We start from the raw sequence: 21,747 nt of genomic DNA on the forward strand, positions 1-21,747 counted from the left end.
GGATATTCCCTCGCTGATTATATGAAAATTGCGGCATGGTCCGCTTTAAAAAATAAGATAGAGAAGTAAGCAAAGAGGTGCGAGGTTATGAGACAAAGTTCTACATTGATTCCTACATTAAGAGAAGTGCCAGCTGATGCGGATATAAAAAGCCATCAGCTTCTATTGCGCGCAGGTTATATGCGTCAAAATGCAAGCGGCGTGTACAGCTTTTTACCGCTTGGTAAGCGCGTATTGCAAAAAGTTGAACAAATTGTTCGTGAAGAGATGGACCGTGCAGGTTCTGTCGAATTATTGATGCCTGCTTTACAACAAGCTGAATTGTGGCAAGAGTCTGGCCGCTGGTATTCATATGGGCCTGAGTTAATGCGTATGAAAGATCGTCACGGCCGTGAATTTGCTTTGGGAGCAACACACGAAGAAGTTATCACAAGCCTGCTTCGCGACGAAGTGAAGTCATACAAACGCTTACCGCTAAATTTATATCAAATTCAAACGAAGTTCCGCGATGAAAAACGTCCACGCTTTGGTTTATTACGCGGTCGTGAATTTATTATGAAAGATGCATATTCGTTTCATGCTTCTCAAGAAAGTTTAGATGAAGTGTATGACAAAATGTTTGCTGCCTACAGCCGCATCTTTGAGCGCTGCGGATTAAATTTCCGTGCGGTTATCGCTGATTCAGGTGCAATGGGCGGAAAAGATACGCATGAATTTATGGTTCTTTCTGAAATCGGGGAAGATACAATTGCTTATTCAGATACATCTTCTTATGCAGCAAATGTTGAAATGGCACCGGTTGTAAATACGTATGAAAAATCAACTGAAGCTGAAAAAGAATTAACAAAAGTGGAAACACCAAATCAGCATAGCATTGAAGACGTAGCTGCTTTCTTAAATGTTGAAGCAACTTCTTGTATCAAGTCCCTTTTATTTAAAGTAGATGATCGTTTTGTGCTTGTACTTGTTCGCGGGGATCATGAAGTAAACGATATTAAAGTGAAAAACTATTTTGAAGCTTCCGTTGTTGAACTGGCAACTCCAGAAGAAACAAAAGACGTTTTAAAATGCGCAGTTGGTTCAGTAGGTCCGATTGGCGTAAGTGATTCAGTAGAAGTGGTAGCTGACCATGCTGTAAAAGCAGTTGTTAACGGTGTATGCGGAGCAAATGAAGAAGGTTATCACTATATAAATGTGAATGAAGGTAACTTTAATGCAACTTATGAAGATTTCCGCTTCATCCAAGAAGGAGATCAGTCACCGGATGGACAAGGCGTTATTAAGTTCGCTAAAGGTATTGAAGTCGGACACGTCTTTAAGCTGGGAACTCGCTACAGTGAAGCGATGGGAGCAACGTATCTAGACGAGAACGGACGCAGCCAGCCAATGATTATGGGCTGCTATGGTATCGGTGTTTCTCGTACAGTAGCTGCGATTGCAGAACAATTTAATGATGAAAACGGTCTTCTATGGCCAGAAGCTGTTACGCCTTATCAAGTGCACGTTATTCCAGTTAACGTGAAAAATGATGAACAGCGTGAACTAGGTGAGAAATTATATAATGAGTTATTAGATAATCGCTTTGAAGTGCTGTTAGATGATCGCCAAGAGCGTGCAGGAGTAAAATTTGCAGATTCAGATTTAATTGGTCTTCCTGTTCGAGTAACAGTTGGTAAACGTGCATCTGAAGGAATTGTAGAAGTAAAAGTACGCAAAACTGGGGAGTCATTAGAAGTGTCAGTTGACAATCTTGTTTCAACAGTGAAAGAACTGCTAGCGAAGTAATGAAGCAGCGGGGATTTGTATCCCTGCTGTTTTTATGTTTATAAACAGAACATATGACAGAATAGAAGTCATCTATGTTAAAATAGATTGCACTCATTTATAAAAGGAGGCAGAAAACTTGGAAGCACAAACGCTAGGAAAAAAAGAGCGTTTTAAGTTGCTGCTGCAGCAGTTAGAGCTGACGAGTGATCAAATTGTTCCTTACTTTGAAAACGCAGCGATTGAAAAGCTCGTCATTCAGAAAGAACAAAAAAAATGGCATTTTCATTTTTCTTTAGAAGGGTTATTACCTTTTGAGATCTATGAGTTATTCCATGCTCGCATGTCTTCAGCTTTTTCTCATATTGCGAGTGTTTCTTTTTCTATTCAAACCGTTAATAAAGAATGTACGGAAGAGCATGTACAGTCGTATTGGAAGCATTGTATTGGAGAAATGCAGGGCATATCTCCGCTTTTACAGTCGCTTTTACAAGATCAAATGCCGAGATTGAACGGTGCCAAATTGATTGTGAACGCACGACATGATGCAGAAGGAACGGCTTTACGTAAAAAGTACAGTCAGTTAATTGCTGATCAGTATGCGTCCTATGGGTTTCCGAACCTTCAGCTAATAACGGAAGTTGTACATTCAGAAGAAGCATTTCAGCAGTTTGTAGAGCAACGAAAACAAGAAGATACAGAAAAAGTATTACAAGCCATCACAGAAATGCAAAATAAAGAAAATGAAAAAAGTGATGGGCCAGACCTACCAAAAGGTCCGCTTACAATTGGATATACGATTAAAGACGAGACGGTTCGCCTAGACTCCATTGTGGATGAAGAAAAGCGAATTGCCGTTGAAGGATACGTATTTGATGCAGAAACTAGAGAATTACGAAGCGGACGTACGCTTCTTATTTTTAAAGTGACAGATTATACAAACTCTATTATGGTTAAAATGTTTTCACGTGACAAAGAAGATATTCCTTTACTTCAAGCGATTAAAAAAGGAATGTGGGTAAAGGTTCGCGGAAGTGTACAAAACGATACATTTGTCCGTGATCTAGTTATGATTGGAAATGATGTCAACGAGATTACCGGTCCTGCTAGACAGGATACAGCGCCTGAAGATGAAAAGCGTGTGGAGCTTCACTTGCATACGCCAATGAGTCAAATGGATGCCGTTTCATCTGTTGGAGCTTTAGTCGGACAAGCCAAAAAATGGGGACATCCGGCTGTAGCGATAACTGATCACGCGGTTGCACAGTCGTTTCCTGAAGCATATGGAGCGGGGAAAAAGAACGGCATTAAAATACTGTACGGAGTGGAAGTTAATTTAGTAGACGACGGCGTGCCGATTGCCTATAATCCGAAGCATGTGGATTTGACAGAAGCAACTTACGTAGTATTTGACGTCGAAACAACCGGTTTGTCAGCCGTATACGATACCATTATTGAACTTGCTGCCGTGAAGATGAAAGAAGGGGAAATCATCGATCGATTTGAACGGTTTGCAAATCCTCATCATCCTCTGTCTGCAACAACAATTGAGCTGACAGGTATTACAGATGATATGGTCCAAAATGCGCCTGAAATCTCAGAAGTACTTCGTGATTTTCACGAGTGGATGGGCGACAGTATTTTAGTCGCTCATAATGCAAGCTTTGATATGGGATTTTTAAATATGGGACTGCAAAAAATCGGATTAGAAAAAGCAGCTAACGGCGTCATTGATACGCTTGAACTCGGAAGATTTTTGTATCCGCATATGAAAAATCATCGTTTGAATACTCTTGCTAAAAAGTTTGATATTGAACTTGTGCAGCATCACCGCGCGATTTATGATGCGGAAACAACCGGCTATTTGTTAAATAAAATGCTGAAAGATGCATTTGAACGTGAAATTACAATGCACGATCGCTTAAATGATTATATGGGAGAAGGGAATGCATATCAGCGGGCCCGTCCTTATCATGCGACGCTTTTAGCACAAAACGACGTAGGATTAAAAAATCTATTTAAACTCGTTTCGATTTCTCATTTAAATTACTTTTATCGAGTTCCGCGAATTCCAAGATCTCAGCTCGACAAATATCGAGAAGGCATCTTGATTGGAACCGCATGTGACCGAGGCGAAGTATTCGAAGGCATGATGCAAAAAGGAATTGATGAAGTAGAAGGAGCAGCTGAATTTTATGATTACATCGAAGTACAGCCTCCTGACAATTACAAGCACTTAATTGAACTAGATTTAGTGCGAGATGAGAAAGCCTTAAAAGATATTATTAGCAATATTGTGAAGCTTGGTGAAAAGCTTGGAAAGCCGGTTGTAGCAACAGGAAATGTTCACTATCTCAATCCGGAAGACAAAATTTACCGAAAAATTTTAATTGGTTCACAAGGCGGGGCTAACCCGTTAAACCGTCATCAGCTGCCGGATGTTCACTTTAGATCAACGGATGAGATGCTGAATTGTTTTTCATTTTTAGATGGGAGTAAAGCGAAAGAAATTGTCGTTCATAATACGCAAAAAATAGCCGATATGATTGATGATATTAAACCAATTAAAGATGATTTATATACCCCGAAAATTGAAGGTGCCGACGAAGAAATGCGTGAAATGAGCTATGCGATGGCACGCAGCATCTACGGTGAAGAGCTGCCTGAAGTAGTAGAAGCTCGTCTAGAGAAAGAGTTGAAAAGTATTATCGGCCACGGGTTTGCCGTTATTTACTTGATCTCGCATAAACTCGTTAAAAAATCATTAAATGATGGTTACTTAGTTGGTTCACGTGGTTCCGTAGGGTCTTCATTTGTGGCGACGATGACGGAAATTACAGAAGTAAACCCACTGCCGCCGCATTATGTATGTCCAAAATGTAAGAAATCCGAGTTTTTTAATGACGGTTCCGTCGGTTCTGGATTCGATTTGCCGGACAAAAGCTGCGATGACTGTGGCGTACCGTTTATTAAAGATGGACACGATATTCCATTTGAAACGTTCTTAGGGTTCAAGGGAGACAAGGTTCCCGATATCGATTTGAACTTCTCCGGAGAGTATCAGCCGCGAGCTCATAACTATACAAAAGTACTGTTTGGAGAAGATAATGTATACCGGGCGGGAACAATTGGTACAGTTGCCGAAAAAACAGCTTATGGCTATGTAAAAGGCTACGCTGGTGACCGTGATTTACATTTGCGAAACGCAGAAGTGGATCGTTTAGTAGCAGGATGTACGGGCGTAAAACGTACAACCGGTCAGCATCCAGGAGGAATTATTGTTGTACCGGACTATATGGATATTTTCGATTTTTCACCGATCCAGTTTCCAGCTGACGACCGTAATTCCGAATGGAGAACAACTCATTTTGACTTCCATTCGATTCATGATAATTTATTAAAACTTGATATACTCGGACACGATGATCCGACCGTGATTCGTATGCTTCAAGATTTAAGTGGAATTGATCCAAAAACAATTCCGACGGATGATCCTGAAGTGATGAAAATTTTTAGCGGAACGGAATCACTTGGCGTAACAGAAGAGCAAATTATGTGTAAAACAGGAACGCTTGGCATACCTGAATTTGGAACGCGCTTTGTGCGTCAAATGTTAGAAGATACGAAGCCAACGACGTTTTCAGAGCTTGTTCAAATCTCGGGACTGTCGCACGGGACGGACGTATGGCTTGGTAATGCGCAGGAGCTAATTCGCAATGATATTTGCAACTTAAGTGAAGTAATCGGCTGTCGTGATGACATCATGGTTTATCTGATTTATCAAGGTCTTGAACCTTCACTTGCCTTTAAAATTATGGAGTCTGTGCGTAAAGGGAAAGGGCTAACACCTGAATTTGAAGAAGAAATGATCAAAAATGGTGTTCCGGACTGGTATATTGATTCTTGTAAAAAGATTAAGTATATGTTCCCTAAAGCCCATGCGGCTGCTTATGTATTGATGGCCGTGCGTATTGCTTATTTCAAAGTGCACCACGCGCTTCTTTATTACGCAGCATACTTTACGGTTCGTGCAGATGACTTTGATATTGATACGATGATCAAAGGCTCAACTGCCATTCGAGCGAAGATGGAAGAAATCAATGCCAAAGGGTTAGATGCATCTCCTAAAGAGAAAAACTTATTAACGGTGCTTGAGCTTTCTTTAGAAATGTGCGAACGAGGCTATTCATTTAAAAAAGTAGATTTATATGAATCGAGCGCAGACGAATTTTTAATTGACGGCACGTCTTTAATTCCACCGTTTAATGCCATTCCCGGTCTTGGCACAAATGCAGCGCTGAACATCGTAAAAGCTCGTGAAACGGGAGAGTTTTTATCGAAAGAAGACTTGCAGCAGCGAGGCAAAGTATCAAAGACGATTTTAGAGTATCTAGACAACCACGGATGCCTTGAATCATTACCTGATCAGAACCAGCTTTCTCTTTTCTAACATTTGCATAAAATAAGCGGTTATGATATAGTAATTGTGGAAATGCTAAGGATACGGACGAGAAAGAGTGGGGAAACCCGCTCTTTCTTATTGATATGAACTTACTGACATAGTAAGTAGTATGGAGAACGAATCGGCTTCTAGCATGATTCGTTTTTTCTGTAGATTTTTCAATCACCATGATTGATTTATTATGTGACGTTTAAAATCCTGCAATACAAATGACAACATTTCCACTCTAGTAGGTTAGACCTCTTATAGAGTGCAAAATAAAAATAGCAAATAAACCACTCTTTTTTGATATAAGAGACATAAAAAACGCGTAACCTAAACATACCATGCAATGTCTCGAAGGGAGGATTAGAATGAGTAAAAATGTGAAACAAACAGTGGAAGAAATGGTTTCCCCTATCTTAGAGGAAATGAATTTAGAGCTTGTTGAGATTGAATACGTAAAAGAAGGAAAAGAATGGTTTTTACGTGTGTTTATCGACTCTGATACCGGCGTGGATATCGAAGACTGCGGAGCCGTAAGTGAAAAATTGAGTGAGAAAATGGATGCAGTAGATCCAATCCCTCATAATTATTTTTTAGAAGTATCATCGCCTGGTGCGGAACGCCCATTAAAAAAAGATAAAGATTTTGAACGTGCAATTGGTAAGCATGTATACATAAAAACATATGAACCAATTGAAGGTGCAAAAGAATTTGAAGGCGAATTACAATCATTTGACGGAGAAACTGTCACATTATCTATTCGTATCAAAACACGCACAAAAACGGTGATTTTACCATATGACAAAGTCGCTTTTGCTCGATTAGCGATTGTATTTTAATGTGTAGGGGCCAATATTAAAGGGGGATTATCCAACGATGAGCAGTGAGTTATTTGATGCCTTAGTCATTCTTGAAAAAGAGAAAGGCATTAGCAAAGATGTAATTATTGAAGCAATTGAAGCAGCGCTAATTTCTGCTTACAAACGTAACTTTAACCAAGCGCAAAACGTACGCGTTGATTTAAATTTAGAAAGAGGTTCAATGCGCGTGTTTGCTCGCAAAGATGTGGTTGATGAAGTATATGATCCACGTCTGGAAATTTCGGTTGAAGAAGCACAAACAATCAACCCTAACTTCCAGCTAGACGATGTGGTTGAAATCGAAGTAACGCCAAAAGACTTTGGACGCATCGCGGCTCAAACAGCAAAACAAGTTGTTACACAGCGTGTTCGTGAGGCGGAGCGCGGCGTTATCTACTCAGAGTTCAGCGATCGTGAAGAAGATATTATGACAGGTATTGTTCAGCGTCAAGATTCTCGCTTCATTTACGTGAGCCTTGGCAAAATTGAAGCATTGCTTCCTCAAAGCGAGCAAATGCCAAATGAGCAATATAAACCTCATGATCGTATTAAAGTGTATATTACGAAAGTAGAAAAAACAACAAAAGGACCACAAATCTACGTTTCACGTACGCACCCAGGTCTTTTAAAACGTCTTTTCGAAAAAGAAGTACCGGAAATCTATGACGGTACAGTTGAATTAAAATCAGTAGCTCGCGAAGCTGGAGACCGTTCAAAAATCTCCGTTCATTCTGAGTATGCTGAAGTAGATCCGGTCGGTTCTTGTGTTGGGCCAAAAGGTCAGCGCGTACAGGCTGTTGTGAATGAACTAAAAGGCGAAAAAATTGACATCGTTCGCTGGTCAAATGACCCGGTTGAATTTGTTGCCAATGCTTTAAGTCCATCTAAGGTAGTAGATGTGATTGTAGATGAAAATGAAAAAGCAACAACTGTTATCGTTCCTGACTATCAGCTTTCACTTGCAATTGGTAAACGTGGACAAAATGCACGTCTAGCTGCTAAGCTGACAGGCTGGAAAATTGATATCAAAAGTCAATCAGAAGCTGAGCAAGAAGGTATGGTTGTAAAAAACAGCGATGATATGCTAGTAAGTCAACATGCATTTGATTCAGATGAAGATATGGAATAAGAGGTGAGCCAAGGTGAACAATCGTAAAAAAGTCCCGATGCGAAAATGTGTGGCCACTGGAGAAATGAAGCCTAAAAAAGAGCTAGTACGCGTTGTACGCTCAAAAGAAGGCGACGTTTCAGTTGATGTAACGGGTAAAAAGTCCGGGCGCGGAGCTTATGTAAGCAAGGATAAAGAAGCAATTTTATTGGCAAAAAAGAAAAATGTGCTTTCGACACATTTAGGCGCGTCAATAGATGAAGCGGTTTATGAAGAGTTGCTAGCGCTTGTAGAAAAGGAGAAACAGTCACGCTAATGAATGAACAGTGGATCTCTTTTTTAGGGCTTGCAAACCGTGCACGCAAATTGATTTCTGGAGAAGAACTTGTGGTTAGAGAAGTTCGGAAACAAAAAGCAAAGTTAGTACTTTTAGCAAGCGATGCGTCTGAAAACACAAAGAAAAAAGTAACGGATAAATGTTCTTACTACAACGTTCCGGTTAGAATCGTTCCCGATCGCTACACGCTAGGTCAAGCGATTGGTAAAGATGCTCGAGTTGTGGTAGCCGTTACGGACGAGGGGTTTGCTAAAAAGCTAACAACGATGCTCGGTTAATTTTATGGGGGTGAAAGTATTGAATAAAAATACAAAATCAACAGCTAACAAAGGAAACAATAAAGGTAACAAAAAGCCACAGGCACAAAAGTCACAGGCACCAAAAGGTAGACCAGCTCCAGCAGCTGCAAAAGAGTTACCGGAAAAAGTAACGTTTGTCGGAAGCTTAACGGTTTCTGAGTTAGCAAAAGAATTAGGCAAAGAGCCTTCTGAAATTATTAAAAAATTATTTATGCTTGGTGTAATGGCAACAATTAACCAAGAGTTAGATAAAGATTCTATCGAATTAATTGCCGGAGAATACGGTGTAGAAGTTGAAGAAGAAGTAGTAGTAGATGACACTGCTTTCGAATCATTAGAAATCATTGATGACGAAAAAGACCTTCAAGTGCGTCCTCCAGTTGTTACAATCATGGGTCACGTTGACCACGGTAAAACGACGCTTCTTGACTCTATTCGTAACACAAAAGTAACGGCTGCAGAAGCAGGCGGTATCACGCAGCATATCGGTGCTTATCAAGTTGTAGTTGACGAAAAGAAAATTACATTCCTTGATACACCAGGGCATGCTGCATTTACAACGATGCGTGCTCGTGGTGCGCAAGTAACGGATATTACAATCCTTGTTGTGGCAGCAGACGATGGTGTAATGCCTCAAACAATTGAAGCGATTAACCATGCAAAAGCGGCAGAAGTGCCAATTATTGTTGCGGTTAACAAAATGGATAAAGAAGCAGCAAATCCAGATCGCGTTATGCAAGAACTAATGGAGCACGGCCTTGTAGCTGAAGAGTGGGGCGGAGAAACAATCTTCTGTAAGCTTTCAGCCATTTCAGGTGAAGGTATCGATCAATTGCTTGAAATGATTTTACTTGTAAGTGAAGTAGAAGAGTTAAAAGCAAATCCTAACCGTCGTGCAGCAGGTACAGTTGTAGAAGCACAGCTAGATAAAGGCCGTGGGTCTGTAGCAACGCTTCTTGTTCAAACTGGTACACTACGCGTAGGTGATCCAATCGTAGTCGGAAATACGTTTGGCCGCGTTCGCGCAATGGTAAATGATATCGGCCGCCGTGTGAAGGAAGTAGGACCATCTACTCCGGTTGAGATTACTGGCTTAAACGAAGTTCCATTAGCTGGAGATCGTTTCTTAGTGTTTGAAGATGAGAAAACAGCTCGTCAAATCGGAGAAGCTCGTGCTCAAAAGCAGCTTGAACAACAGCGCGGTGAAAAATCTCGCGTAAGCTTAGATGATTTATTTGAAAAAATTAAACAAGGTGAAATGAAAGACTTAAACCTTATCGTAAAAGCAGACGTACAAGGTTCTGTAGAAGCATTGGCTGCTGCTCTTCAAAAGATTGATGTAGAGGGTGTAAATGTTCGTATTATCCATACGGGTGTAGGTGCAATTACAGAATCTGATATCATTCTTGCAACTGCTTCTAACGCAATCGTTATCGGATTTAACGTTCGTCCAGATGCTGGAGCAAAACGTACAGCTGACGTAGAAAACGTAGATATTCGTCTTCACCGCATTATTTATAAAGTAATTGAAGAAATTGAATCTGCGATGAAAGGAATGCTTGATCCTGAGTTTGCTGAAAAAATCATCGGTCAAGTGGAAGTACGTCAAACATTCAAAGTATCAAAAGTTGGTACAATCGCAGGAAGTTACGTAACAGACGGTAAAATTACGCGTAACAGTGGAATTCGTTTAATCCGTGACGGAATTGTTATCTTTGAAGGCGAAGTAGATGTGCTAAAACGCTTTAAAGACGATGCAAAAGAAGTCGCTCAAGGATATGAGTGTGGTATTACAATTAAAAACTTCAATGATATTAAAGAAGGAGATATTATTGAAGCATATGTAATGGAGCAAATTGATCCTAAATGATTGGACTAGTGGAGTGTGAATGCTTAATTTATGATGCTGCTTCTCTTAAAGAAAAACGTGCCGTGCTTCAGCGCATCTTGATGCGCTTGAAGCAGCGGTTTAACGTATCGGTTTCGGAAACTGATTTTCAAGATGTGTGGCAACGAACAAAAATTAGCATTGTCGCAGTCTCATCTAGCCGTGTCACAACGGAACAAGAACTGCAAAAAGCGCTAAGCTTGATCGATTCTTTTCCAGAGATTGAACGTACCATTACAACTTTTGATTGGTTATAAAAGGGGTGACACAGATGAACATAAGAGCAACTAGAGTCGGAGAACAAATGAAAAAAGAGATGGGCGAGATTTTAAATCGTAAAATCAAGGATCCGCGCATCGGTTTTGTGACTGTAACAGATGTTCAAGTATCAGGCGATTTACAGCAAGCGAAAGTTTATATCTCTGTTTTAGGAGATGCTGAACAGCGTGAGAATACGTTAAAAGGCCTTGCGAAAGCAAAGGGATTTATCCGCTCAGAAATCGGTCAGCGCATTCGCTTACGTAAAACACCTGAAATTACGTTTGAGTTTGATGAATCAATTGATTATGGTAATCGAATTGAATCATTGCTTCATGAAATTAAAAAAGAAAGCGATGACCATCAAGAGAACGAATAAGATCAGTGAATGTAGAAACAAAAAAGGGTGTCTCAAAAGTGGTTTTTGCTTCTGAGACACCCTTTTTTAAATGAAAAGGAGATGAAGAATGAGTGGACGGTGTTTTAGTTTTACATAAACCAGCTGGCCTGACTTCGCACGACTGTGTGTTTAAAGTCCGAAAGCTGCTTCGCACTAAAAAAGTAGGGCATACAGGCACATTAGATCCAGACGTTACAGGGGTATTGCCTATTTGTATCGGTAGAGCTACCAAAATTGTAGAATATCTAACAGGAGCTACTAAAACCTATGAAGGGGAAGTTACACTCGGATTTTCTACAACAACAGAAGATTCTTCCGGAGAGGTTGTAGAAGAAAAGAAAGTAGCGGATTCTTTTTCACGTGCTCAAATCGAACAAGTGCTGTCTTCGATGACAGGGGAACTTCAGCAAGTCCCTCCAATGTATTCAGCGGTAAAGGTCAAAGGTAAAAAACTATATGAATATGCAAGGCAAGGAATCGAGGTAGAGCGCCCCGTTAGAACTATTCATATCTATAGCTTTGAACTGCTGGATGATCGCGCTACATTTGAGGGAGAACAAATTTCCTTCAAATTCCGCGTAACGTGCAGCAAAGGTACATATGTGCGAACGCTTGCTGTGATGATTGGAGAAGCTCTTGGCTACCCCTCTCATATGTCGTATTTGCAGCGAACGGGTTCCGGACAGTTTTCACTCGAAGATTGTGTGACATTTGAAGAGATTGAACGGGCGGTAGAAGAAGAAACGATCAATGAGAAACTACATTCGATCGAAGAAGCTCTTAATCATTTGCCGAAACTTCAAATTAGTGATACATTAGCAGAGAAAGTGAAAAATGGCGCGGTATTGCCGTGTACGGAAGATGAAGAGTTAAAAAAAGAACCATTCTTTTTAATGATAAATTCTGCAGGTAAGTGCTTAGCAATTTATGCTCAGCACCCAACAAAAAAACATTTAATGAAGCCGGTTAAAGTGTTGGCAATCGACTAGACCGGTTAGGGAAAAGGTGAACTGTGTTTTGGAAACGATTGAAATTCGACATCCACACCACTTTCAACGAGAAGCTGTTCAACAATCAGTGTTAGCGCTTGGTTATTTTGATGGTGTGCATTTAGGGCATCAGCAAGTGATAAATTCAGCAAAACAGTTAGCCGATGAAAAAGGCATAGCTAGTGCTGTGATGACGTTTACTCCTCACCCTTCTGTGGTGCTCGGGCGCAATGTGCAGCACATTGATATGATCACACCGCTTCAAGAAAAAAAGAAACTCATTGAGGAAATGGGAATTGACTTTTTATATATCGTTCATTTTGATAAACAGTTTGCAGCACTATTGCCTCAAGAGTTTGTTGATCAGTATATTATTGGACTGAATGTACAGCATGTGGTAGCTGGATTTGACTATACGTATGGAAAGTTAGGTAAAGGAACAATGGAAATACTACCATTTCATTCTCGATCAAAATTCACGCAAACAACAATTGATAAGTTAACAAATGGTGAAGAAAAAATTAGTTCAACGCTTATTCGCGAAAGTTTAGCAAATGGAGATATGCATCGAGTAAAAGAGCTGCTTGGCCGCTATTATGAAGTGTCAGGTACAGTAACTCATGGAGAAAAGCGAGGCAGGCAAATAGGTTTTCCTACTGCTAACATCGCTTTAGACGATGAATATTTACTTCCACGCATCGGCGTATACGCTGTTGAGCTTCAGCTCCACGGCAAGTGGTATGCAGGAGTGTGCAACGTGGGCTATAAGCCGACTTTTCACGATAATTTAGAAAAGCCAACAATCGAAGTCCACTTATTATCATTTGACGAGCAAATCTACGATCAGCACGTAACGGTGAAATGGCACCAAATGATTCGTTCAGAAAAAAAGTTCAGCGGCATCGAAGAGCTTGTCGGTCAGATCTCAAAGGACAAGGAAGAAGCCCTTGCTTATTTTGAAGGAATTCAAAAGCATAAGAAATAAAAAAATATATATAAATAGCTGCTACGACTTGCTTTTTGTTCTAATAAGTAGTAACATAACACTTGTATGTAAAACAACCATTGCTTGGCATTACGATTCACCAACGTTTTGCTCGGTAACTGGGGTTTAATAATAAGGAGGTGAATAGGATGGCTATCACACAAGAGCGTAAAAATGAAATCATTAGTGAGTACAAAACTCATGCGAACGACACTGGTTCTCCAGAAGTTCAAATCGCTGTCCTAACAGAGCAAATTAACAATCTAAACGGTCACTTACGTACTCATAAAAAGGATCACCATTCACGTCGTGGTCTTTTAAAAATGGTAGGTCGACGTCGTAACTTACTTAACTACCTACGTAACAAAGACGTTACTCGTTATCGTGAGTTAATCAACAAACTTGGTTTACGTCGATAATAAGAAGAAAGCGGGAGCATTCCCGCTTTTTTAGTATGTACATTTAAGAAACATTAAAGATGCTACATAATGTGAAAAAAGCTATTGTTTTTGGATATTTCGTTTATAATAAAACTATCACATTTGATTACATACATATTTTATATGTAGAGAGGGGTACTCGTCGATATGGAACAAGAAAAACGAGTGTTCTCCGTAGATCTAGCTGGACGAAAGCTAGAAGTTGAAGTTGGCCAGTTGGCAAAACAAGCAAATGGCGCAGCATTAATCCGCTATGGAGACACAGTTGTATTAAGTACAGCAACGGCTTCAAAAGAGCCTAAAAATGTAGATTTCTTCCCGTTAACAGTAAACTATGAAGAGCGTTTATATGCAGTCGGTAAAATCCCAGGTGGATTCATTAAGCGTGAAGGCAGACCAAGTGAAAAAGCAATCTTGGCTAGCCGTTTAATTGACCGTCCGATTCGTCCTTTATTCGCAGATGGTTTCCGAAACGAAGTTCAAGTTGTCAGCGTTGTAATGAGCGTAGATCAAAACTGTTCTTCAGAAATCGCAGCAATGTTCGGTTCTTCATTAGCATTATCAGTATCTGATATTCCATTTGAAGGTCCTATTGCAGGCGTAATCGTAGGCCGTGTAGACAATGAATTTGTTGTAAACCCAACGGTAGATGAGCTTGAAAAAAGCGATATTCATCTGACGGTTGCTGGTACAAAAGACGCGATCAACATGGTTGAAGCAGGCGCTGATGAAGTACCGGAAGAAGTAATGTTAGAAGCAATTATGTTTGGACACGAGCAAATTAAAAAATTAATTGCGTTCCAAGAAGAAATTGGAGCAGCAGTAGGCAAAGAAAAAGTAGAAGTTGAGCTTTATACTGTTGATGCTGACCTTGAGCGTCAAGTTCGCGAAATTGCAGAAGGTGACATGAACCGTGCCGTTCAAGTTCAAGAAAAGCATGCGCGCGAAAATGCGATTAAAGAAGTGAAAAGCGCAGTAGCTGCAAAATTTGAAGAGCAAGATGTAGAAGAAGAAGTACTAAATCAAGTGAATGAAATTTTGTCGAAGCTTGTTAAAAGTGAAGTGCGTCGCTTGATCACAGAAGAAAAAGTGCGTCCTGATGGCCGTAGTATTGACGAAATTCGTCCACTTTCTTCTGAAACAAACTTGCTTCCACGTACACACGGATCTGGACTATTTACGCGTGGACAAACTCAAGCGCTTAGCATCTGTACATTAGGTGCACTTGGCGATGTGCAAATTTTAGATGGTTTAAGTGTAGAAGAATCTAAACGCTTCATGCATCACTATAACTTCCCTTCATTTAGTGTTGGTGAAACTAGACCGATGCGCGGACCGGGTCGTCGTGAAATTGGACATGGTGCGCTAGGTGAACGTGCACTTGAGCCAGTTATTCCAAATGAAAAAGATTTCCCATATACAATTCGTCTTGTATCTGAAGTATTAGAGTCAAACGGTTCTACTTCACAAGCAAGTATTTGTGCAAGTACGCTTGCGATGATGGATGCTGGGGTTCCAATTAAAGCACCTGTAGCAGGGATTGCCATGGGTCTGATCAAATCAGGTGAACACTACTCGATTCTAACGGACATTCAAGGAATGGAAGATCACCTAGGAGACATGGACTTTAAAGTAGCAGGTACGGAAAATGGCGTAACTGCGCTTCAAATGGATATTAAAATTGACGGGTTATCTCGTGAAATTTTAGACGAAGCCCTTCAACAAGCAAAAAAAGGCCGTATGCAAATCTTAAATCATATGATGTCAACGATTGCTACGCCTCGTCAAGAGCTTTCTCAATATGCGCCTAAGATCCTTACAATGGCGATTAACCCTGATAAAATTCGTGATGTTATTGGACCAAGCGGCAAGCAAATCAATAAAATCATCGAAGAAACAGGCGTTAAAATTGATATCGAACAAGATGGTACAATCTTCATTTCTTCTATTGATCAGCCGATGAATGAAAAAGCGAAGAAAATCATTGAAGATCTTGTACGCGAAGTTGAAGTCGGCCAAATGTACTTAGGAAAAGTAAAACGAATTGAAAAATTCGGTGCATTTGTAGAAATCTTCAGCGGAAAAGATGGACTTGTTCACATTTCAGAGCTTGCAGAAGAGCGTATTGGAAAAGTAGAAGACGTTGTAGCGATTGGTGACGAGCTTTTAGTTAAAGTCATGGAAATTGATAAACAAGGTCGCGTTAACTTATCTCGTAAAGCAATTTTAAAAGAACAAAAAGAAAAAGAAGAAAAAGCAAAAGAAACAAAATAATCTTCTTTTACTACTATATAGATATTGTGAAATCGTCCATACATGAAGAAAATCCATGTGTAGGGCGATTTTATCGTTTGTAGATGTTTGTTCTACCTTGTCCTCTTTATACATATTTTAAATGGTAAAGGGGGAAGGATAAGTGAAGAGAACCATTGTGCAATTTACAGCATTTCTATTTTTACTGGCAATTACATATAAATGTATTTATAATCCTTTTGCTGAAGCATATATAGAAGCACTTAAATCCGATGTACAACTTGTATCAGCTCAGCATGATGCGTTATATCAAAAGATTGAAGAAAAAGCAAAAGATTATGAAAAGCCAGCAGCGAATGCACGAATCGATCCCGTTTGGAAACGGGTTCCTGGCTATAACGGTATAAAAGTTGATCTTGCTGCTTCTTATAAAAATATGAAACCTGCGGGTAAATTTGATGAAAAAAAACTAGTGTACAAACAGGTTAGACCAAAGGTTCACTTGAGAGATTTACCACAGGAACCTATCTACCGTGGACACGATGAAAAGCCTATGGTATCGTTTACAGTGAACGTAGCATGGGGGAACGAGTATTTGCCTAAAATGTTAGAAGTGCTAAAAAAGCACCATGCTAAAGCAACCTTTTTTTTAGAAGGGAAATGGGTTAAAAATAATCCAGATATGGCAAAAATGATTGTAGACGCAGGGCATGAAGTAGGAAACCACTCTTATTCTCATCCTGATATGGCCACTTTATCGGCTAGTCAAATCAATCAGCAGCTTAAAAAAACGAATGATATTATTACATCTACTACGGGACAAAAAGTAAAATGGTTTGCTCCGCCGAGCGGCAGTTTTCGCCCCGAAGTAGTAACGCTTGCTTCTCAGTTAAAAATGAGTACAATCATGTGGACAGTTGATACAATCGATTGGCAAAAACCAAGTTCAGAAGTGTTAATTAATCGAGTAATGAAAAAGATTCATCCAGGGGCTATTGTACTGATGCACCCGACTGAATCAACGGCTGAATCGCTTGACCAATTGTTAACCGACATTGAACGCAAAGGCCTGAAAGTTAGCGATGTGTCAACAATGCTAGATGAAGAAAGAATGATGAAAATACCTTCTTCTACTAAGAAGTAAGTGAGATAAGCAAAAGGGAGGCACTAGCTTGATAAAACGATATACGTGCAAAAATGGTGTAAGAATTGTATTGGAAAATATCCCAACTGTTCGATCTGTGGCCATTGGGGTATGGATCGGAACGGGTTCTCGAAGTGAACACCCTGAAATTAATGGTGTATCACATTTTCTTGAACATATGTTTTTTAAAGGAACAAAAACAAGATCTGCTCGTGAGATTGCAGAAAGCTTCGACCGCATTGGCGGACAAGTCAATGCATTCACTTCTAAAGAATACACGTGCTACTATGCAAAAGTATTAGACGAACACGCAGATCAAGCGCTAGATGTGCTGGCGGATATGTTCTTTAATTCTTCATTTGATGAAGAGGAATTAGCTCGTGAAAAAAATGTTGTATATGAAGAAATTAAAATGTATGAAGATACACCTGATGATATTGTACACGATCTATTAGGAAAAGCCGTATATGGCAATCATCCATTAGGCTATCCAATTTTAGGAACGGAAGATACCTTAAAAACATTTAACGGTGATTCGCTTCGTCAGTATATGGAGCAAATGTATATTCCTGAAAACATCGTTATTTCAGTAGCTGGAAACATTGATGAGAGTTTTATTAAACAGGTGGAAAACTATTTCGGTACATATACGTCAAGTCATTCCGCTCATCAATATGTTCAGCCAGAGTTCCATACAAATCATATTGCGCGCAAAAAGGAGACAGAACAAGCTCATCTTTGCCTTGGATTTAAAGGCTTGCCAATCGGCGGAGAAGATGTATATAGCTTAATTGTATTAAACAACGTGCTTGGTGGAAGTATGAGCAGTCGTTTGTTCCAAGAAGTCCGCGAACAGCGCGGCTTGGCTTACTCTGTTTTCTCTTATCATTCTTCTTACCGAGACAGCGGTCTTGTAACGATTTATGGGGGGACGGGAAGCCATCAGCTCGACGTATTATATGATACGGTTCAAGAAACGCTTTATGATCTGAAAGACAAAGGTATTACGGATAAAGAACTTGCTAACAGCAAAGAGCAGCTGAAAGGAAACTTAATGCTGAGTCTTGAAAGTACAAACAGCCGTATGAGCAGAAACGGAAAAAATGAGTTAATGCTAGGCTATCACCGTTCATTAGATGAGATTTTAGACCTTGTTAATGCCGTGACTAAAGATAGTGTAAATGGTCTTGCGCGAGATATTTTCAAAGATGAATTTGCTCTTTCGTTAATAAGCCCGAGTGGAGATTTACCTAAAGGCTTTAAAGGAAATTAAACAGTAAAAGTAAGGTTGGCTAAAATAATTGAGCCAGCCTTATTTTTTTGTCATTTTTTGTATGGTTGTTCAATAAATTAGATGAAAGGAGGGATTCTATGAGATTAAGCGAACTGAGTGGAAAAGAAATTGTAGATGTTAAGCGAGCAGAGCGTTTGGGTATTTTAGGGCAAACAGATCTTGAAATTAATGAACATACGGGACAAATTAATGCGCTTATTATTCCATCCGTGAAGTGGTTTGGGTTTCGAAAACAAGGAGATGAAGTGCGAGTGCCTTGGGGGAATATCGAAAAAATTGGTACAGATATGGTGATTGTAAATGTCCAGCAGCTAGAAGACATAAACAATGAGTCAACAAAATAAGAAACGAGATGCTTCCTGCATCTCGTTTCTTTTATTTTCAGGGATAAAGATTCACCGATTCCTGTGTGTTTACATAGTATGTTGAAGAAAAGCAATAGGCATTCTAGGGCGTAATGATAGCACTTTACATCTCGATGGTTTAAGCGAAGGATACATCTATTTAATGTTAAAGAAGGTGAAAATGAAACATGTTAACGGATTTGCACATAGCTGTAATTGGCGGTGATGCTAGGCAGCTTGAAGTCATTCGAAAATTAATTCAATTAGATGCAAAAACCTCTCTTATTGGTTTTGATCAGCTAGATCATGGTTTTACAGGTGCGACGAAATATCAGATAGAGGAGCTGGATTTTTCAGATGTTGACGCCATCATCCTTCCAGTGCCTGGAACAAATCACGAAGGGCAAGTAGATACTATTTTTTCAAATGAAAAAGTAGTCTTGACTGAAGGAATACTTAAAAAAACGCCTGAGCACTGCATTATTTATTCTGGTATTAGCAATGGGTATTTAAACGAATTAGTCAAAACGACAAACCGTAAACTCGTTCAGCTATTTGAGCGTGATGATGTAGCAATTTATAACTCTATTCCTACTGTTGAAGGTACCATCATGCTTGTTATTCAACATACGGATTTTACCATTCACGGTTCAAATATTTCTGTCCTAGGTTTAGGAAGAGTAGGAATGAGCGTGGCGAGGTCCTTTGCTGCACTTGGTGCCAATGTAAAAGTAGGAGCTAGAAAATCTGAACATCTAGCACGTATTGCTGAAATGGGTTTGCAGCCTTTCTATCTATCTGAACTCGATAAAGAAATTGCTGATAGTGATATATGTATTAACACCATTCCATACCCCATCTTAACGGCTAAGACATTATCTAATGTCCCGACCCATGCGCTCATTATTGATTTAGCTTCAAAGCCTGGAGGAACCGATTTCCGCTATGCAGAAAAACGAGGAATTAAAGCTATTTTAGCACCTGGTCTTCCAGGAATTGTGGCTCCAAAAACAGCAGGTCAGATTGTCGCTAATGTATTAGTGAATTTATTAAAAGACGCTGCGGATGCGAGAGAGGAGAAAAAATAATGTCATTAAAAGGTAAAAGAATAGGATTCGGCTTGACGGGATCTCACTGTACGTATGATGCGGTTATGCCAGAAATTGAAAAGCTTGTTAATTTGGGAGCAGAAGTGTTACCGGTTGTTTCTTACACTGTACAATCCACAAATACTCGTTTTGGAGATGGAGAAGACTGGGTGAAGAAAATTGAGGAATTAACAGGTCACGCCGTCATCAATACAATTGTAAAAGCAGAGCCTCTAGGACCAAAAATTCCGCTTGATTGTATGGTGGTTGCCCCAATCACTGGGAATACGATGAGTAAGTTTGCAAATGCAATGACTGAATCTCCGGTACTCATGGCAGCTAAAGCAACGCTTCGTAATAATAAGCCGGTGGTACTGGGAATTTCGACTAATGACGCACTAGGGCTAAATGGTGTAAACTTAATGAGGCTAATGGCGACTAAAAATATTTATTTTATTCCATTTGGTCAAGACGACCCGGTGCTTAAGCCAAATTCAATGGTAGCGCGTATGACGATGCTATCAGATACGGTGTACGCAGCGCTTGAAGATAAACAGATTCAGCCTGTTATTGTCGAAAGGTTCCGCGACGGTCAAGAGTCATAGGACATATATGCCTCTTGCTGCTGCATGAATCTATTCAATACTGCGGCTGTAAGAGAACTCTCAATCTCAAAGAAGAGAAGATTTTAAAAATCTTCTCTTCTTTGACGCAATGAAGCATAATAATATGTTAAAATAGTCAGTATATGCAGATAAATGTTGAGTAGTTGAAAATTGTTGGAGGCGGTATTAAAATGACAAGAGAATTACATGTAGCAGTAGTAGGAGCAACAGGTGCAGTAGGACAACAAATGATTAAAACCCTACAGGAGCGTAATTTTCCAGTTGGTAAATTAACGTTATTATCTTCAGCTCGTTCAGCTGGTAAAAAAGTGTTGTTTAACGGAGAAGAAGTTGTTGTGCAAGAAGCAACTCCTGATAGCTTTGAAGGCGTAGACATTGCTTTATTCAGTGCAGGCGGGAGCATTTCAAAAGCACTTGCACCAGAGGCAGTAAAACGCGGAGCAATCGTTGTAGACAACACAAGCGCTTATCGAATGGATGAAAATGTCCCGTTAGTTGTGCCGGAAGTGAATGAAGACGCATTACACGCACATAAAGGAATCATTGCTAATCCAAACTGCTCTACAATTCAAATGGTAGCAGCATTACAGCCATTACGCGAAACATACGGTTTATCTAAAGTGCTAGTATCAACGTATCAAGCCGTTTCTGGAGCAGGCGCTGCTGCAATTAATGAATTAAAAGAACAAGCTAAAGCTATTTTAGAAGAAAAAGAGTTTACACCGGAAATTTTACCGGTTGGTGGAGATAAAAAACATTATCAAATTGCTTTTAATGCCATTCCGCAAATTGATAAATTTCAAGATAACGGTTTTACATTTGAAGAAATGAAAATGATTAATGAAACGAAGAAAATTATGAGCATGCCTGAATTGCCAGTAGCTGCTACTTGTGTTCGTCTACCGGTTGTAACAGGTCATTCAGAGTCAGTGTACATTGAAATTGAAAAAGACGGTGTAACGGTAGCTGATGTGAAAAATTTATTGGCTGATGCACCTGGTATCGTATTGCAAGATGATCCAGAAAATCAAGTATATCCAATGCCAGCAGATTGTGTAGGTAAACGAGATGTGTTTGTCGGCCGTATTCGTAAAGATTTAGATCGCGATAACGGTTTCCATATGTGGATCGTTTCTGATAACTTGTTAAAAGGTGCAGCTTGGAATTCTGTACAAATTGCAGAATCACTTATTAAGCTTAGCTTAGTAAAATAAGCGCAACCA

The 21,747-nt window shown here is 39.8% G+C and carries 18 protein-coding genes and 1 pseudogene; all 19 read left to right on the plus strand.

Annotation, left to right across the window (positions count from 1 at the left end):
• The first annotated feature begins 87 nt into the window (after positions 1–87).
• The 19 genes and pseudogenes from ACOZIR_RS03760 to asd all read left to right on the plus strand — a co-directional run bounded on the left by ACOZIR_RS03760 (position 88) and on the right by asd (position 21,738).
• Positions 88–1,785, plus strand: a complete 1,698-nt coding sequence (locus ACOZIR_RS03760) for a proline--tRNA ligase (protein WP_045290090.1) — start codon at positions 88–90, stop codon at positions 1,783–1,785.
• Positions 1,786–1,903: 118 nt separating this feature from the next.
• Positions 1,904–6,214: a PolC-type DNA polymerase III gene (locus tag ACOZIR_RS03765; protein ID WP_045290089.1), complete on the plus strand. Its 4,311-nt coding sequence runs from the start codon at positions 1,904–1,906 to the stop codon at positions 6,212–6,214.
• A 365-nt stretch (positions 6,215–6,579) separates the two neighbouring features.
• Positions 6,580–7,050: a ribosome maturation factor RimP gene (gene rimP, locus ACOZIR_RS03770; protein WP_045290087.1), complete on the plus strand. Its 471-nt coding sequence runs from the start codon at positions 6,580–6,582 to the stop codon at positions 7,048–7,050.
• Positions 7,051–7,087: 37 nt separating this feature from the next.
• Positions 7,088–8,200: a transcription termination factor NusA gene (gene nusA / locus ACOZIR_RS03775; RefSeq protein WP_013058839.1), complete on the plus strand. Its 1,113-nt coding sequence runs from the start codon at positions 7,088–7,090 to the stop codon at positions 8,198–8,200.
• A 13-nt stretch (positions 8,201–8,213) separates the two neighbouring features.
• Positions 8,214–8,495, plus strand: a complete 282-nt coding sequence (gene rnpM / locus ACOZIR_RS03780; protein WP_013058838.1) for an RNase P modulator RnpM — start codon at positions 8,214–8,216, stop codon at positions 8,493–8,495.
• The gene (locus ACOZIR_RS03785) at positions 8,495–8,794 is read left to right on the plus strand and encodes a YlxQ family RNA-binding protein (protein WP_045290086.1); all 300 of its coding nucleotides are present in this window, start codon (positions 8,495–8,497) and stop codon (positions 8,792–8,794) included. The genes rnpM and ACOZIR_RS03785 overlap by 1 nt, the downstream gene beginning before the upstream one ends.
• A gap of 22 nt (positions 8,795–8,816) precedes the next feature.
• A pseudogene (gene infB, locus ACOZIR_RS03790) lies at positions 8,817–10,685 on the plus strand (translation initiation factor IF-2); the annotation flags it as partial.
• Positions 10,682–10,960, plus strand: coding sequence for a DUF503 domain-containing protein (locus ACOZIR_RS03795; RefSeq protein ID WP_013058835.1), 279 nt, complete (start codon positions 10,682–10,684; stop codon positions 10,958–10,960). The pseudogene infB and the gene ACOZIR_RS03795, both read left to right, overlap by 4 nt.
• A gap of 14 nt (positions 10,961–10,974) precedes the next feature.
• The gene (gene rbfA / locus ACOZIR_RS03800; protein WP_013058834.1) at positions 10,975–11,340 is read left to right on the plus strand and encodes a 30S ribosome-binding factor RbfA; all 366 of its coding nucleotides are present in this window, start codon (positions 10,975–10,977) and stop codon (positions 11,338–11,340) included.
• A 92-nt stretch (positions 11,341–11,432) separates the two neighbouring features.
• Positions 11,433–12,350 (plus strand): tRNA pseudouridine(55) synthase TruB, encoded by a 918-nt coding sequence (gene truB / locus ACOZIR_RS03805; RefSeq protein WP_045290085.1) that lies wholly within the window; start codon positions 11,433–11,435, stop codon positions 12,348–12,350.
• 28 nt (positions 12,351–12,378) lie between these two features.
• Complete coding sequence (gene ribF / locus ACOZIR_RS03810) at positions 12,379–13,335, plus strand: bifunctional riboflavin kinase/FAD synthetase (protein WP_045290083.1); 957 nt, start codon at positions 12,379–12,381, stop codon at positions 13,333–13,335.
• 149 nt (positions 13,336–13,484) lie between these two features.
• Positions 13,485–13,754 carry a 30S ribosomal protein S15 gene (gene rpsO, locus ACOZIR_RS03815; protein ID WP_013058831.1) on the plus strand — a complete coding sequence of 90 codons (270 nt, stop codon included), beginning with the start codon at positions 13,485–13,487 and terminating at the stop codon, positions 13,752–13,754.
• A gap of 168 nt (positions 13,755–13,922) precedes the next feature.
• Complete coding sequence (pnp, locus tag ACOZIR_RS03820; RefSeq protein WP_421535511.1) at positions 13,923–16,049, plus strand: polyribonucleotide nucleotidyltransferase; 2,127 nt, start codon at positions 13,923–13,925, stop codon at positions 16,047–16,049.
• Positions 16,050–16,191: 142 nt separating this feature from the next.
• Positions 16,192–17,172 (plus strand): polysaccharide deacetylase family protein, encoded by a 981-nt coding sequence (locus tag ACOZIR_RS03825; protein ID WP_045290081.1) that lies wholly within the window; start codon positions 16,192–16,194, stop codon positions 17,170–17,172.
• A 28-nt stretch (positions 17,173–17,200) separates the two neighbouring features.
• Positions 17,201–18,445, plus strand: a complete 1,245-nt coding sequence (locus tag ACOZIR_RS03830; RefSeq protein WP_045290079.1) for a M16 family metallopeptidase — start codon at positions 17,201–17,203, stop codon at positions 18,443–18,445.
• A gap of 98 nt (positions 18,446–18,543) precedes the next feature.
• Positions 18,544–18,810 (plus strand): YlmC/YmxH family sporulation protein, encoded by a 267-nt coding sequence (locus ACOZIR_RS03835; RefSeq protein ID WP_028410846.1) that lies wholly within the window; start codon positions 18,544–18,546, stop codon positions 18,808–18,810.
• Between the two features lie 188 nt (positions 18,811–18,998).
• Complete coding sequence (gene dpaA / locus ACOZIR_RS03840) at positions 18,999–19,898, plus strand: dipicolinic acid synthetase subunit A (RefSeq protein ID WP_045290076.1); 900 nt, start codon at positions 18,999–19,001, stop codon at positions 19,896–19,898.
• The gene (locus tag ACOZIR_RS03845; RefSeq protein WP_013058825.1) at positions 19,898–20,503 is read left to right on the plus strand and encodes a dipicolinate synthase subunit B; all 606 of its coding nucleotides are present in this window, start codon (positions 19,898–19,900) and stop codon (positions 20,501–20,503) included. The genes dpaA and ACOZIR_RS03845 overlap by 1 nt, the downstream gene beginning before the upstream one ends.
• Positions 20,504–20,694: 191 nt before the next feature.
• On the plus strand, positions 20,695–21,738 hold the full coding sequence (gene asd, locus ACOZIR_RS03850; protein WP_328120167.1) for an aspartate-semialdehyde dehydrogenase: 1,044 nt from the start codon (positions 20,695–20,697) through the stop codon (positions 21,736–21,738).
• Positions 21,739–21,747: the final 9 nt, after the last annotated feature.

Source organism: Priestia sp. D3YE.R1, assembly GCF_049199565.1.
Taxonomy (GTDB): Bacteria; Bacillota; Bacilli; order Bacillales; family Bacillaceae_H; genus Priestia; species Priestia aryabhattai.

Bases quoted from the DNA above. Each gene is read 5' to 3' on its own strand.
- ACOZIR_RS03760 (WP_045290090.1), top strand. From the start codon at position 88: ATGAGACAAAGTTCTACATTGATTCCTACATTAAGAGAAGTGCCAGCT.
- rimP (WP_045290087.1), top strand. From the start codon at position 6,580: ATGAGTAAAAATGTGAAACAAACAGTGGAAGAAATGGTTTCCCCTATC.
- nusA (WP_013058839.1), top strand. From the start codon at position 7,088: ATGAGCAGTGAGTTATTTGATGCCTTAGTCATTCTTGAAAAAGAGAAA.
- ACOZIR_RS03785 (WP_045290086.1), top strand. From the start codon at position 8,495: ATGAATGAACAGTGGATCTCTTTTTTAGGGCTTGCAAACCGTGCACGC.
- ACOZIR_RS03795 (WP_013058835.1), top strand. From the start codon at position 10,682: ATGATTGGACTAGTGGAGTGTGAATGCTTAATTTATGATGCTGCTTCT.
- rbfA (WP_013058834.1), top strand. From the start codon at position 10,975: ATGAACATAAGAGCAACTAGAGTCGGAGAACAAATGAAAAAAGAGATG.
- rpsO (WP_013058831.1), top strand. From the start codon at position 13,485: ATGGCTATCACACAAGAGCGTAAAAATGAAATCATTAGTGAGTACAAA.
- pnp (WP_421535511.1), top strand. From the start codon at position 13,923: ATGGAACAAGAAAAACGAGTGTTCTCCGTAGATCTAGCTGGACGAAAG.
- ACOZIR_RS03835 (WP_028410846.1), top strand. From the start codon at position 18,544: ATGAGATTAAGCGAACTGAGTGGAAAAGAAATTGTAGATGTTAAGCGA.
- dpaA (WP_045290076.1), top strand. From the start codon at position 18,999: ATGTTAACGGATTTGCACATAGCTGTAATTGGCGGTGATGCTAGGCAG.
- ACOZIR_RS03845 (WP_013058825.1), top strand. From the start codon at position 19,898: ATGTCATTAAAAGGTAAAAGAATAGGATTCGGCTTGACGGGATCTCAC.
- asd (WP_328120167.1), top strand. From the start codon at position 20,695: ATGACAAGAGAATTACATGTAGCAGTAGTAGGAGCAACAGGTGCAGTA.